The following is a 12588-nucleotide window of genomic DNA, read 5'->3' on the forward strand; positions in this document are numbered from 1 at the left end:
AAGGTCAGGATAGCGGCGAATGTGCGTTTGGTCAGCTCGCGGGTTTTTCCCGGCGTGCAGAAGTCGGTATGGTGCGCCATCGAACCACGCACCATGGAGAACCCCGATGAGCCTGCACGGCACTTACGATCCGCAGAACATCTTCGCCCTGATCATTCGCGGCGAGGCCCCTTGCTACAAGCTGTACGAGGACGACGACGTGCTGGCCTTTCTCGACGTATTTCCGCAGTCCTACGGCCACACGCTGGTGATCCCGAAAAAGGCGGCGGCACGCAATATCCTGGAAATCGACAGCGACAGCCTGGCCAAGGTAATGGCCGTGGTGCAGCGCCTGACCCGCGTGCTGGTGGACGAGCTGCAGCCGGTCGGCGTGCAGGTGGCACAGTTCAATGGCGCGCCGGCCGGGCAGACGGTGTTCCATATCCACATGCACATCGTGCCGCGCTTCGAGGGCGAGAAGCTGGGCGTGCATGCTAGCGCCAAGGCCGATGCGGCCGAATTGGAGCGGCTGCAGGCGCGTTTGTTGGCGCGCATGGCAGGCTAGGCCGCCCATCGGTGGTGCGGCCTGGCGCGCCGTTGGGCGCTGGATTGCATATTGTGGTGTCTGTTTGTTTCATTGTTTGCTAGATTTGTTTCAAACAGGAATCAGGAGGCAGCCATGAGTGCGCTCAACAAGCCTGGTGTCGACGCCGATGCGGTTCTGCTCAAGGCCTTGCTCAATACCCGTGAGCAACTGGGCCTGACCCAGGCGGAGCTGGCCGGCATTGTCGGGGTCAACCGTTCCGCCATCAGCCGTTGGGGCGACAGCGGTGGCCTGCGCCCGCAGAGCAAGACCGGCGAGCTGGCCCTGCTGCTGATCCGCGCCTACCGCGCCTTGTTCGCCTTGTTCGGCGGCAACCTCGAAGACATGCGCCACTTCCTGCGCACCGACAACCGCCACCTGGCCGGCGTGCCGTTGCAGCAGATGAACCAGGTGCAGGGGCTGGTGCGGGTGGTGGAGTACCTGGACGCCATTCGCGGCAAGGTCTGAGAACCTGTTCAGGATCTCTTGATCGTCGGCCATGCTGCGTTGAAATTGGGCTCGGGCTGCTCATTTACAGTTGTAAACTCCGCGCCCTCGCCCAATTTCGCCTTGCCTGGCTCTAGCTCAAAAGATCCTAAACAGGTTCTGGGAGCCTGCCTCGGGTATTTCCTGCTGACGTAGCCCGGATGCAATCCGGGAGCGGCACCACAAGGTTTCCCCGGATTGCATCCGGGCTACGTTTTCATGACCGCAGTGGTCGGTCCAAGTGAGCAGCGATATGGATATCTGGCAGGCCTGTGCCGGTGCAGAGCAGATCACCCCGTTGCGCGGGCGCCTGGTGCGCCTGGTGGAAAGCCAGGAGCAGGTGGCCACCCTGCAACTGGTCGATACCCTGGAAGAGCAGGCCCTGCTCGAACAGCTGCTGGAAAGCAGCAAGCCACCGCTGCCGCGCAGTGACGAGCCGCTGCATTACCTGTTGCACACACCGTTCCGCTATCCGCCGCTGCGCTGGGGTTCGCGCTTCGGTCGGCGCCACGAGCCGAGCCTGTTCTACGCCGCCTGCCGGCTGGAAACGGCGATGGCGGAGACCGCCTTCTACCGCTTCGTGCTGTGGCACGGCATGGCCGAGCCGCCGCCGAGCGGGCGGATCCTTTCCGAACATGCTTCCTTCGAGGCGCGCTACCAGGTGCAGCACGGTATCCGTCTGCACCAACCGCCGTTCGACCAGCACCGCGAGCTGCTGACTCACCGCAGCGATTACCGCGCCACCCACGCACTGGGCAGCGCCATGCGCGAGGCCGGGGTGGAAGCGTTCGAGTTCCCCTCAGCACGCTGCCCGCAGCAGGGCAACAACGTCGCCCTCTATACACCGCAGGCCTTCAGCGAGCGGCGCCCGCGCAACCTGCTGCCCTGGCTGTGCGAAACCACGCCCACCTACGTGGCTTTCAAGAATGCCCAGGCCCCGGACACGCCGCGGATCTTCCCGTTGCCGCTGTTTCTGCTTGATGGGCGTTTGCCGCTGCCTGCCTGAGGCGCGTAGGGTCCGCCCTGCGCACCCAGAGGCCCATATGGGGCGCACGGCGCCCTCTGCTAGCTGGGCGAACTGTGCTCGTTCTCAAGGGCTGTTTTATCGCCGTGAGACGAGGAGCTAATCCTCATTCTGACGAGCCACCGGCCTGCAGCCCCCTAGGGCTCTACGGTGCCCGGAAATCGCCCTTAAACGGGGCGCGCCGCAGCCAAGCTGGGCGCACTTGTGCACAATTGCGAGGCGCCTTGTCAACCTTCTGTCATAAACCCGCGTAACCGCTTGATTATCCATGGCGATTTTTTAAGTCAATGAAAAATAAAGATTTTTTAAGTTGGTGAAAAAAGCACCAGTTTGAGCGGAAGGCCCATGGCATCGGAGTCGAGAGGAGTTTTCAGCAAGTTGTCCACGGAGTTATCCACAGCTTTTGTGGATTGTCCCGAGCGATTGCTCTAGGACGGCTTTCTGCGCTTTTTTCAAGTCTTTACCGCTGGAAAAAAGAGAGTAGAGTGGCGCGCCCCGCAGCCAGCTCGTGTTTCCATGAAATCTCGCGTCCTGCCCGTTACTGCCCACAATCTACCCAGCGAACATCCGCGTCTGTCGATGCGCCTGGCCCTCTGGCTGCTCGAGAGCCCGCGCCTGGGGCACAGTGCCAGCATCAAGCGGCTGGCCGGGCGTCTGCTCAAGCAGCCGGCACGCCAGGGCGTGGTGGTGGCACAAAGCCGCCTGGGTCAGTTGCTCTGCCGCGATTGCGGCAATGCCCGTGACCGCCGCATCGGTCTGGAGCTGCTGCGTCAGGCTGCGCGTTCGGGCGATGCGCGTGCGCAACTGGAGCTCGGTCGCCTGTATAGCCAGCCGCGCCAGCGCGAACCGCAGCAGGCCCGCCACTGGCTGGAACTGGCTGCCGCACAAGGCTCCCACGAAGCCGCTCGACTGCTTGGCCGCTTGCCAAAAAGCGCCTGATCGACCCTCTCTTCGCTAGGTATACTGCCGGGCACCGCGAACCAGACAGCGAGCCCGCCCGTGCCTTTGCCCTTTACCCTCGACCTTTCCAATCTGTTGCTCGGCCTGCTGCTGGGTGCCGCACCGCTGGCTCTGCTGGTCTGGCGTCTGCAACGCCAGCAGGCACAGGGCAGTGCCGAGCGGCAGTTGCTGGAAGAGCGCCTGAATAACGCGCGCCTGGCCCAGGACGGCTTATCCGCCCAGCTCGACAGCAGTGTCGACGAACTGCGTCACCTGCAGCAGGAAGGTGCGCGCCAGCAAGCCGATCTGGCGGCCCTGCGCCGTGAAACCGAGCTGCTCGGGGTTGAGCGTGAAACGGCGCGCGAGGCGGCGCAGAGCTGGGGTCGCGAGCGCGAACAGAAGGAAGCCGAGCTGCGCCAGCTGGAGAGCCAGCGTGCCGGCCTGGCGGCCGAACTGCGCGAACAGCAGGAACACCATCAGCAACGCCTGAGCGACTTGCAGGCCGCCCGCGACGAACTGCGCGCGCAGTTCGCCGAGCTGGCCGGGAAGATCTTCGATGAACGCGAGCAGCGCTTCGCCGAAACCAGCCAGCAGCGCCTGGGCCAGTTGCTCGATCCGCTCAAGGAACGCATCCAGGCCTTCGAGAAGCGCGTCGAGGAGAGCTACCAGCAGGAAGCCCGCGAGCGCTTCTCCCTGGGCAAGGAGCTGGAGCGCCTGCAACAGCTCAACCAGCGCCTGAGTGACGAAGCGACCAACCTGACCCGCGCCCTCAAAGGCCAGAAGACCCAGGGCAACTGGGGCGAACTGGTGCTGGAGCGGGTGCTGGAGCATGCCGGCCTGGAGAAGGGCCGCGAGTACCAGACCCAGGTCAGCCTCAAGGGTGCCGATGGCGAGCGCTTCCAGCCGGACGTGCTGATCCAGCTGCCGGGCGACAAGCAGGTGGTGGTGGACGCCAAGGTCAGCCTGACCGCCTACCAGGCACTGGTCGCCGCCGAGGACGAGGACAGCCGCGCCACGGCGCTGAAGCAGCATGTGCTGTCCCTGCGCAGCCACCTCAAGGGCCTCTCGGTGAAGGATTACCAACGCCTGGAGGGCCTGCACAGCCTGGACTTCGTGCTGCTCTTCGTGCCGATCGAGGCGGCCTTTGCCGCCGCCCTGCAGGCCGATCCGGGTCTGTTCCAGGAGGCCTACGAGCAGCACATCGTGATCGTCAGCCCCACCACGCTGCTGGCCACCCTGCGGGTGATCGACAGCCTGTGGCGCCAGGAGCGGCAGAGCCAGAACGCCATCGAGATCGCCAAGCGTGCCGGCGACCTGTACGACAAGTTCGTCGCCTTCATCGGTGATCTGGATGAAGTCGGCAGCCGCCTGCAGCAGCTGGACAAGGCGTATGCGGCGGCGCGCAACAAGCTCTGTGAAGGCCGTGGCAACCTGATCAACCGCGTTGAAAACCTCAAGCTGCTTGGTGCTCGCGCCAGCAAGAGCTTGCCGACCGAACTGCTCGAACGCGCAGCCGGCGTGCCATTGCTGGACGAAGCAGGCGAGTAGGGCGCCGGCCCCGGGCAAGCCGGGGCGCTGGTGAGCCCCGGACCGAAGTCCGGGCTACGTTGCGGCTCAGGCCACGTCGACCAGGATCACTTCGCTGTCTTCGAGCGCTGTAACCCGTACCACTTCCTCGCCCGAGATGGCGACGCCATCGCGTTCGGCAGCGCTGATGCCATTGACCTCAATCAGGCCCTTGGCCGCCACCAGGTAACCCTTGCGCAGGCGGCCCAGCGGGTATTCGGCGCTCTGCCCGGCGGCCAGGGTGGCGGCCACCAGGCGGGCGTCGGCACGGATCGGCAGGGCGTCGGCATCGCTCTCGTGACCACTGGCCAGCACCACGAACTGACCGGCGCGCTCACCCTTTGGGAAAGGCTTGGCACCCCAGGACGGCGCAGTACCGACCTGGTTGGGGATGATCCAGATCTGGAAGATCTTGCTGGTGACATCCTCCAGGTTGTACTCGGAGTGGGCGATACCGGTGCCGGCGCTCATCACCTGCACATCACCGGCCTCGGTGCGACCCTGGTTGCCCAGGTTGTCGCGGTGAGTGATGGCACCCTCGCGGACGTAGGTGATGATTTCCATGTCGTGGTGCGGGTGCGGCGGGAAGCCGCTGTGGGCGGCGATCTCGTCGTCGTTCCAGACCCGCAGCGTGCCCCAGTTGACCCGCTGCGGATCGTGGTACTCGGCGAAGGAAAAGTGGTGGCGAGCGTTCAGCCAGCCGTGCTGGGCATGGCCGAGGGAGTTGAAGGGGCGCAGTTCGATCATGTTCGTACTCCTGCTGGTGCGCGGCGCACGTGCCGTGCAGTGGTGATGGCAGGCATGATCTATCTGTTAGGTGTGGATAAAAAGCGCAAAATATCCAGGTTTAATATCTATTAATTAGATGTTTATTTGTCGGGGCTGATGGCCCGTTACCCAGTTCTGCGCCTGGTCACGGCGCTTATCAGGCAGGTACGACCACCGCTCGGCGTAAAAGCCCGGCCAGCCTGTAAAGCCTGGGCGGCGGCCGTTACAATCGCCGCCCCGTTTCGCGAGACTCCCGCTGTGCAAATAGCCCTGGCACCCATGGAAGGCCTGGTCGATGAAATCCTCCGCGATGTGCTGACCCGTGTCGGCGGCATCGACTGGTGCGTGACCGAGTTCATCCGGGTCAGCGACCGCCTGCTGCCGGCCTCGCACTTTCGCAAGCTTGCCCCGGAGCTGGGTACGGGCGCGCGTACGCGCAGCGGCACACCGTTGCGGGTGCAGCTGCTCGGCTCCGATCCCGTATGCCTGGCAGAAAACGCCGCCTATGCCTGCGAACTGGGCGCGCCGGTCATCGACCTGAACTTCGGTTGCCCGGCCAAGACGGTGAACAAGTCGCGCGGCGGCGCCGTGCTGCTCAAGGAGCCGGAGCTGCTGCACGCGATTCTCAGCGAAGTGCGCCGCGCCGTACCGCGGGATATCCCGGTAACGGCGAAAATGCGCCTGGGCTTCGACAGCCCGGATGGCGCCCTGGATTGCGCCAGGGCCCTGGCCGATGGCGGCGCCGGGCAGATCGTGGTGCATGCGCGGACCAAGACCGATGGCTACAAGCCGCCCGCGCACTGGGAATGGGTGGCGCGGGTGCAGGAGGCGGTGGCCGTGCCGGTATACGCCAATGGCGAGATCTGGAGCCTCGACGACTGGCGGCGCTGCCGCGAAGTCAGTGGTGTCGAGGACATCATGCTCGGCCGCGGCCTGGTGTCACGGCCCGACCTGGCCCGGCAGATCGCCGCCGCCCGCACTGGGCAGGAGCTCGAGCCGCTGAGTTGGATAGATCTGCAACCGCTGCTGCAGGACTTCTGGCAACAGGCGCGGCGCAAGATCGCCCCCCGCTATGCGCCGGGCCGGCTCAAACAGTGGCTGGCCATGCTCACTCGCAGTTACCCGGAGGCGCTGACGCTGTTCACGGCCATGCGCCGCGAGACCGACTGTGAACGGCTGGATGCCTTGCTCGGTTGCCAGAGCACGGCGCGGCTTGCCGATGCCGAACCTTGTACTGAGCTGTCCTGATCCCGGTCGTTCGATGCTGACGCGGGTGCGCACTGCGCCTCAGGGGCTGGCGCGGGGTTAGCGGTGCGCGGGTGTTATCCCTATGCCCTGGTTGAACACCCTGCACACTCAGTAAGTGCGCCGAGAGGGTCGGCTGCCCATGGCGCACCCAACCGATGAAAACCGCTGCTCAGCTGCGCTTGAGGCGCAGGCTGCGCCACAGTGCCGCGACCAGCAGTACCGAACTGATCGCCCAGCCGATGGCCTGCAGATTGTGTGGCCCTTCCTGGTACAGCTGCGGGGCGATGCCGGCGCCGATCAGCAGGGCGAGCAGGGCGATTTCCCGGCGCGGGCCGTGCACCGGGCGGCACAGGTAAACCAGTGCCGGCAGCAGCAGGGCCACGCTGGGGAAGCTGCGATAGCGCGCGTCGAACACCAGCCCCAGCATCAACACCGCGCCAGCAAAGCCGCTGGCCGCCAGCCACCAGCCAGCACGGGCTTCCAGCCAGGCGAACAGACCGGCGCGCCAGCCGTTGCGGGCGGACAAGGCCAGGCTGATATGCGCCAGCACGATCAGGTTGAGCAGCAGCAGGGCGAGCGCCCACAGCCATTCGCCGGTGCTGCGGCTGGTGATGCTGGCCAGCTCGCTCCAGCCGGCGATACAGGCACCGCCCAGGGCGGCGGCCAGCGGCAGCAACAGGGCGGCGCGGCGCGAAGCCGGCCGCCCGGCGAACAGCAGGGTCGCCGCCAGCAGCACGCCACTGAGTGCCAGCCACAGCGGCCAGTGCGGCAGGTTGGAGACAGGGCCGGCGAGGATGCCCTTGTCGCCGCGATCGGCATCGAACAGGCCCCAGTAACCGCCAACGGCACCTTCGCTGTCACGCTTCCAGGGTTGATCGAAGGCCTCGATCAGGTTGTAGCGCCAGCCATGTTCCTCGGCCAGTTTGACGAAACCACGCATGAACAGCGCTTCGTTGACCCGGCTTGGCAGGGCGGTTTCGCGCTGGCGGCCTTCACTCGGCCAACCGGTTTCACCGATCAGGATGTCCTTGGGTGCGTAGGCGTTGCCGAAGGTCTGGCGCACCTCGGCGACCTTGTGCAGGGCGCGCTCGATGCTGCTCGGGTCATCTTCCCAATAGGGCAGCAGGTGGATGGTGAGGAAGTCCACCGCGGGCGCCACCTCGGGGTGTTCCAGCCAGAACTCCCAGACATCGGCATAGGTCACGGGCTGTTTGACCGCGGCCTTGACCTGGCCGATCAGCTCGACCAGGTGTTCGGGGGTGGTTTCCTTGCGCAGCAGCACTTCGTTGCCGACGATCACCGCGTCGACCACATCGGGATAGCGATTGGCGGTGTCGATCAGCGCCGCGACTTCCTTGGCGCTATCGACCGGATTGCTGCTGACCCAGGCGCCGGCGAGCATCTTCAGGCCATGTTTGCGGGCCAGCTCGGGAATGGCTTCCAGGCCGATCTGCGAGTAAGTACGGATGCAGGTGAAACGCTGGGCCAGCAGGGCCAGGTCGGCATCCACCAGTTCCGGGCGCAGCACGAATGGCTGCTGGAAGGGTGACTGATCCTTGCCGAACGGCGTGTAGGAAGCGCACTGCAGCTTGTGTGTCGGTGTGGCGGCATCGGCCAGCACGACCGGACGGCCAATCGCGTACCAGAGGGCAGCGAGGGCCAGCATGGCGAGCAGGCTGGCAAACAGGTAGGGCAGTGCTAGGGAACGATCGGGCTGGCTCATGGTTCTGGATGCGTGGCGACAAAGCCGCGCATCTTAGCGGATCAGAAGCCCCTGCGGGCAGCTCATGCCTGGTGGTGCAACCACGCATGCTGGGGGATGACTGACTTCTGCGCGCCACGCCGCTCGAAGCGCTGCCAGACTTTTTCGTGGAAGTAGAACCCTACCGAGTTGCACAGCGGCTCGATCGCTGCCACCAGGCCACTGGCCGCCACGCTGCCGGTGAGTGCGTAGGTTACGCCGAACGCAATGCAGAAGTGCATAAGGGTGAAGGTGATGGTCTTGAGCATGGCGCACCTCGAATAAGAATTGTTCTTTCTTGAGGTGCAGCTTAGGTGGCGTCCGGAGCCCGGTGAAATGGCGGTTATGTATCCGTTGGATAGATTCGCCTAATGAATGTCTCGGGCTCTAAGAACCTGTTTAGGATCTTCTGAATTAGAGCCAGACAAGGCGCTACGCCAGTAACAGCCACCGGCTGGTCAAAACGCCGAGGAAGCGGAGTTTACGAGCTGTAAATGAGCATGACTCGTTCACTCGCCCTTCGGGTCGCGCTGAAGCGCGTTAGCGGCAAGCTGCTTGCCGAGGCCGTTTTTAACGCGGTATGGCCGCGAGTCAGGAGATCGTAAACAGGTTCTAAGACTTTGGTCGAGAATGCCCCCGGCTACGACTAAGGTCGTCTGTCGTGGATTGCTCATCGTTCTAGAGTGGACTCACCAGCAACCCGTGCTGCGGAGGACAACAACAATGAACGACAGCATCTACAAGCGGATTGAACAGAATCCGCAATTCCAGGAGTTGGTCGCCAAGCGCGAACGCTTCGCCTGGATCCTTTCCGCCATCATGCTCGGCCTGTACGTGGCCTTCATCCTGCTCATCGCCTTCGAGCCACAGCTGCTCGGTACCCGCATCAGTGCGGATTCGCCGATTACCTGGGGCATTCCCATGGGTGTGGGCCTGATCATCTCGGCCTTCGTGCTGACCGGTATCTATGTGCAGCGCGCCAATGGCGAGTTCGACACCCTGAACCAGTCCATTCTCGACGAGGTGCAGAAATGATCGCGCGTCTTCTTACCGCCATCGGCCTGATGGCACTGGCCCCAGCACTCTGGGCCGCCGGTGCACTGGAAGGTGAAGTGCAGCGCCAGCCGCTGAACACTTCGGCCATCGTCATGTTCCTCGCCTTTGTCGGCGCCACGCTGTACATCACCTATTGGGCGTCGAAGCGCAACACCTCGACCTCCGACTTCTACACCGCCGGCGGCAGCATCACCGGTTTCCAGAACGGCCTGGCGATTGCCGGCGACTACATGTCGGCGGCCTCGTTCCTGGGTATTTCCGCGCTGGTGTTCACCTCTGGCTATGACGGCCTGATCTACTCGATCGGCTTCCTGGTCGGCTGGCCGGTGATCCTGTTCCTGATCGCCGAACGCCTGCGCAACCTCGGCAAGTACACCTTCGCCGACGTGGCTTCCTACCGTCTCGGCCAGACCCAGATCCGCACCCTGTCTGCCAGCGGTTCGCTGGTGGTGGTGGCCTTCTACCTGATCGCGCAGATGGTCGGCGCCGGTAAGCTGATCCAGCTGCTGTTCGGCCTCGAATACCATGTGGCGGTGATCCTGGTCGGCATCCTGATGGTGCTCTACGTGCTGTTCGGCGGCATGCTGGCGACCACCTGGGTACAGATCATCAAGGCCGTGCTGCTGCTTTCCGGTGCCTCGTTCATGGCGCTGATGGTGATGAAGCACGTCGATTTCGACTTCGCCCGCCTGTTCAGTGAAGCCATCGCCGTACACCCGAAAGGCGAAGCGATCATGAGCCCCGGCGGCCTGGTGAAAGACCCGATCTCGGCGATTTCCCTCGGTCTGGCGCTGATGTTCGGTACCGCTGGCCTGCCGCACATCCTGATGCGCTTCTTCACCGTGAGCGATGCCAAGGAAGCGCGCAAGTCGGTGTTCTACGCCACCGGTTTCATCGGCTACTTCTACATTCTGACCTTCATCATCGGCTTCGGCGCGATCCTGCTGGTCAGCACCAACCCGGCCTTCAAGGACGCCACCGGTGCTCTGCTCGGCGGTAACAACATGGCGGCAGTGCATCTGGCCAACGCGGTGGGCGGTAGCTGGTTCCTCGGCTTCATCTCCGCTGTGGCGTTCGCCACCATCCTCGCCGTGGTGGCCGGTCTGACCCTGGCCGGTGCGTCGGCGGTGTCTCATGACCTGTATGCCAGCGTGATCAAGAAAGGCAAAGCCAACGAGAAAGATGAACTGCGCGTATCGAAAATCACCACCGTGGCACTCGGCATCCTGGCCATCGGCCTGGGCATCGCGTTCGAGAAGCAGAACATCGCCTTCATGGTCGGTCTGGCCTTCTCCATCGCGGCCAGCTGCAACTTCCCGGTACTGATTCTCTCCATGTACTGGAAGAAGCTGACCACCCGTGGCGCCATGGTTGGCGGCTGGCTGGGCCTGATCACCGCCGTGGGCCTGATGATTCTCGGCCCAACCGTGTGGGTGCAGGTGCTCGGCAATGCCGAAGCGATCTTCCCCTACGAGTACCCGGCACTGTTCTCCATGGCGATTGCCTTCACCGGTATCTGGTTCTTCTCGATCACCGACAAGTCCGTTGCCGCCGGCGAGGAACGTGCACGTTTCTACTCGCAGTTCGTCCGCTCGCAGACCGGCCTGGGCGCCAGTGGTGCGGTCGCGCACTAACCCGCAAGATACTCCGCGTGTTTCGGGCAGCCTGTTGGCTGCCCTTTTTTATGCGCGCTGTTTTGCTAGGCTGGATCGACGTTAAACCAGCAGGGTGTTACTGATGCGGGTGTTTTTTATGTTGCTGGCCATCGGCCTGGGCGCCTTGTGTGGCGGGGTCTTGCTGACGCTGCTGTTGCTGCCGCTGTGGGGCTGGCTGGATACCCGTATCGGTATCGAGGCGCTGGGGCATTCCGGGCCGGCGCCCTGGTGCTATGGTCTGTCGATTGGCGCGCTGGCGCTGCTCGGGATTATCCTGCTGGCCCGCGCGCACCGCCGCGCCTGATCTCGGAGAGCAGCGCTTGCCGCGCGTATTGTTTATCTGCAGCCGCAACCGCCTGCGCAGCCCGACGGCGGAGCAAGTGTTTGCCAGTTGGCCGGGTGTACAAAGCGACTCGGCGGGCCTCAGTCCGGATGCCGAACAGGTGCTGTCGCTGGAGCAGGTGCAGTGGGCCGAACTGATTTTCGTCATGGAAGCGGTGCACGGGCGCCGGCTCAAGCAACGCTTCGCCGCCGCGCTGAAAGGCAAGCGGGTGATCTGTCTGGATATTCCCGACAATTACGATTTCATGCAGCTGGAGTTGGTGCGCCTGCTGGAGCAGAAGGTAGGCGCCTTGCTGCGCTGAGCGGGCACAGGAGGAGCAGGGATGCACAAGGGTAAGTGGCTGGCGGCGTTGTGCCTGATCAGCTCAGCGGCACTGGCGCAGCAGATCGACTGCGCAGCGCTGGATGCTGCGGTGAAGACCGGTGCCGAGCACCGTCCCTATATCGGCGAGGTGATCGGCCAGGGGCGCGCGCAGTTTCATTCGGCGCCGGATGCGGCCTGCCCGATTCGCGGCAAGTTCATCATTCCCGGTGATGGTGTTGCCATCTACGCCGAGTACGGCTCCTGGTCGCAGATCCTCTACCCGGCGGGTGACGAGGAGGATGCCGGCGTCTGGGTGCGTAGCGATCGCCTGCAGGTGCTGTCCAGGCCGGATGGAGGCAATCGCCAATGAACGCAGCCCTGCAGCCTGAGCTGAGTTTGCCGCTGGTGCTCTATCCCGCGCGCGGGAAAACCCTGCTTCTGCTGCTGGGGTGCCTGCTGTTCAGCGGGGTGGGCGTATGGATGGTGCTCAACGGCGTGCTGCTCGGTTATTTCTGTGCGCTGCTATTTGCCCTGGGCGCATTGGTGTTTCTCATGCAGTTGCATCCGCGTGCTGCTTATCTGCATCTGGATGAGCAGGGCTTCACCTACTGCAGTCTGTTTCGTGCGCACCGTATTGCCTGGGTCGCGGTGACCGGTTTCGCGGTGGTGCGCATCAGCAGCAACTCGCTGGTGGCCTGGAATTTCGCCCAGGGCCATGTGCCGCACGGTCGTGGTGTGGCAATTTCGCAGGCGCTGTCGGGTTACCACAGTGCCTTGCCGGATACTTATGGTCTGCGCGCCGAGGTGTTGGCGCAGCAGCTCAATAGCTTGTGCCTGACCCGGCGCTTAGCCATGCGCTGATCGATTGGCCGGCCGTTATCCATTTCATTGAGGAAC

15 protein-coding genes are annotated in these 12588 nt (G+C 63.8%); 12 read left to right on the forward strand and 3 right to left on the reverse strand.

Features of this window, described 5'->3' with window-relative positions:
- Positions 1-106: 106 nt before the first annotated feature.
- From HNE05_RS06710 to HNE05_RS06730, 5 genes are all read left to right on the forward strand, one after another.
- Positions 107-544 (forward strand): HIT family protein, encoded by a 438-nt coding sequence (locus HNE05_RS06710; RefSeq protein WP_173204656.1) that lies wholly within the window; start codon positions 107-109, stop codon positions 542-544.
- Between the two features lie 114 nt (positions 545-658).
- Positions 659-1030 carry an antitoxin Xre/MbcA/ParS toxin-binding domain-containing protein gene (locus HNE05_RS06715; protein WP_173204659.1) on the forward strand — a complete coding sequence of 124 codons (372 nt, stop codon included), beginning with the start codon at positions 659-661 and terminating at the stop codon, positions 1028-1030.
- Positions 1031-1301: 271 nt separating this feature from the next.
- Positions 1302-2054, forward strand: coding sequence for an RES family NAD+ phosphorylase (locus tag HNE05_RS06720; RefSeq protein WP_173204662.1), 753 nt, complete (start codon positions 1302-1304; stop codon positions 2052-2054).
- Positions 2055-2588: 534 nt separating this feature from the next.
- The gene (locus HNE05_RS06725) at positions 2589-3011 is read left to right on the forward strand and encodes a tetratricopeptide repeat protein (RefSeq protein ID WP_173204665.1); all 423 of its coding nucleotides are present in this window, start codon (positions 2589-2591) and stop codon (positions 3009-3011) included.
- A 66-nt stretch (positions 3012-3077) separates the two neighbouring features.
- Entirely contained in the window at positions 3078-4559 is a 1482-nt protein-coding gene (locus HNE05_RS06730) for a DNA recombination protein RmuC (protein WP_420827001.1), read from the forward strand.
- 66 nt (positions 4560-4625) lie between these two features.
- Here HNE05_RS06730 and HNE05_RS06735 read toward each other — a convergent pair whose 3' ends face one another.
- Complete coding sequence (locus tag HNE05_RS06735; RefSeq protein WP_173204669.1) at positions 4626-5324, reverse strand: pirin family protein; 699 nt, start codon at positions 5322-5324, stop codon at positions 4626-4628.
- Positions 5325-5603: 279 nt separating this feature from the next.
- Here HNE05_RS06735 and HNE05_RS06740 point away from each other — a divergent pair, with 279 nt between their 5' ends.
- Positions 5604-6593: a tRNA dihydrouridine synthase gene (locus HNE05_RS06740; RefSeq protein ID WP_173204672.1), complete on the forward strand. Its 990-nt coding sequence runs from the start codon at positions 5604-5606 to the stop codon at positions 6591-6593.
- A gap of 169 nt (positions 6594-6762) precedes the next feature.
- Here HNE05_RS06740 and HNE05_RS06745 read toward each other — a convergent pair whose 3' ends face one another.
- Positions 6763-8316: a glycoside hydrolase family 17 protein gene (locus HNE05_RS06745; protein WP_173204676.1), complete on the reverse strand. Its 1554-nt coding sequence runs from the start codon at positions 8314-8316 to the stop codon at positions 6763-6765.
- Between the two features lie 62 nt (positions 8317-8378).
- Positions 8379-8603 carry a DUF2061 domain-containing protein gene (locus tag HNE05_RS06750; protein ID WP_173204679.1) on the reverse strand — a complete coding sequence of 75 codons (225 nt, stop codon included), beginning with the start codon at positions 8601-8603 and terminating at the stop codon, positions 8379-8381.
- 454 nt (positions 8604-9057) lie between these two features.
- Here HNE05_RS06750 and HNE05_RS06755 point away from each other — a divergent pair, with 454 nt between their 5' ends.
- From HNE05_RS06755 to HNE05_RS06780, 6 genes are all read left to right on the forward strand, one after another.
- Positions 9058-9369: a DUF485 domain-containing protein gene (locus HNE05_RS06755; RefSeq protein ID WP_173204683.1), complete on the forward strand. Its 312-nt coding sequence runs from the start codon at positions 9058-9060 to the stop codon at positions 9367-9369.
- Positions 9366-11024, forward strand: coding sequence for a cation acetate symporter (locus HNE05_RS06760; RefSeq protein ID WP_173204686.1), 1659 nt, complete (start codon positions 9366-9368; stop codon positions 11022-11024). Before HNE05_RS06755 ends, HNE05_RS06760 begins: the two co-directional genes overlap by 4 nt.
- Positions 11025-11127: 103 nt before the next feature.
- Complete coding sequence (locus HNE05_RS06765; RefSeq protein WP_173204689.1) at positions 11128-11349, forward strand: hypothetical protein; 222 nt, start codon at positions 11128-11130, stop codon at positions 11347-11349.
- Positions 11350-11365: 16 nt separating this feature from the next.
- Positions 11366-11689 (forward strand): low molecular weight protein tyrosine phosphatase family protein, encoded by a 324-nt coding sequence (locus HNE05_RS06770; protein WP_173204693.1) that lies wholly within the window; start codon positions 11366-11368, stop codon positions 11687-11689.
- A gap of 21 nt (positions 11690-11710) precedes the next feature.
- On the forward strand, positions 11711-12061 hold the full coding sequence (locus HNE05_RS06775) for a hypothetical protein (protein ID WP_173204696.1): 351 nt from the start codon (positions 11711-11713) through the stop codon (positions 12059-12061).
- On the forward strand, positions 12058-12552 hold the full coding sequence (locus tag HNE05_RS06780) for an STM3941 family protein (RefSeq protein ID WP_173204699.1): 495 nt from the start codon (positions 12058-12060) through the stop codon (positions 12550-12552). Before HNE05_RS06775 ends, HNE05_RS06780 begins: the two co-directional genes overlap by 4 nt.
- Positions 12553-12588: the final 36 nt, after the last annotated feature.

This window comes from Pseudomonas campi (assembly GCF_013200955.2).
GTDB lineage: Bacteria > Pseudomonadota > Gammaproteobacteria > Pseudomonadales > Pseudomonadaceae > Aquipseudomonas > Aquipseudomonas campi.

Bases quoted from the DNA above. Each gene is read 5' to 3' on its own strand.
- HNE05_RS06760 (WP_173204686.1), top strand. From the start codon at position 9,366: ATGATCGCGCGTCTTCTTACCGCCATCGGCCTGATGGCACTGGCCCCA.
- HNE05_RS06710 (WP_173204656.1), top strand. From the start codon at position 107: ATGAGCCTGCACGGCACTTACGATCCGCAGAACATCTTCGCCCTGATC.
- HNE05_RS06715 (WP_173204659.1), top strand. From the start codon at position 659: ATGAGTGCGCTCAACAAGCCTGGTGTCGACGCCGATGCGGTTCTGCTC.
- HNE05_RS06765 (WP_173204689.1), top strand. From the start codon at position 11,128: ATGCGGGTGTTTTTTATGTTGCTGGCCATCGGCCTGGGCGCCTTGTGT.
- HNE05_RS06745 (WP_173204676.1), bottom strand. From the start codon at position 8,316: ATGAGCCAGCCCGATCGTTCCCTAGCACTGCCCTACCTGTTTGCCAGC.
- HNE05_RS06725 (WP_173204665.1), top strand. From the start codon at position 2,589: ATGAAATCTCGCGTCCTGCCCGTTACTGCCCACAATCTACCCAGCGAA.
- HNE05_RS06780 (WP_173204699.1), top strand. From the start codon at position 12,058: ATGAACGCAGCCCTGCAGCCTGAGCTGAGTTTGCCGCTGGTGCTCTAT.
- HNE05_RS06755 (WP_173204683.1), top strand. From the start codon at position 9,058: ATGAACGACAGCATCTACAAGCGGATTGAACAGAATCCGCAATTCCAG.
- HNE05_RS06720 (WP_173204662.1), top strand. From the start codon at position 1,302: ATGGATATCTGGCAGGCCTGTGCCGGTGCAGAGCAGATCACCCCGTTG.
- HNE05_RS06735 (WP_173204669.1), bottom strand. From the start codon at position 5,324: ATGATCGAACTGCGCCCCTTCAACTCCCTCGGCCATGCCCAGCACGGC.
- HNE05_RS06750 (WP_173204679.1), bottom strand. From the start codon at position 8,603: ATGCTCAAGACCATCACCTTCACCCTTATGCACTTCTGCATTGCGTTC.
- HNE05_RS06775 (WP_173204696.1), top strand. From the start codon at position 11,711: ATGCACAAGGGTAAGTGGCTGGCGGCGTTGTGCCTGATCAGCTCAGCG.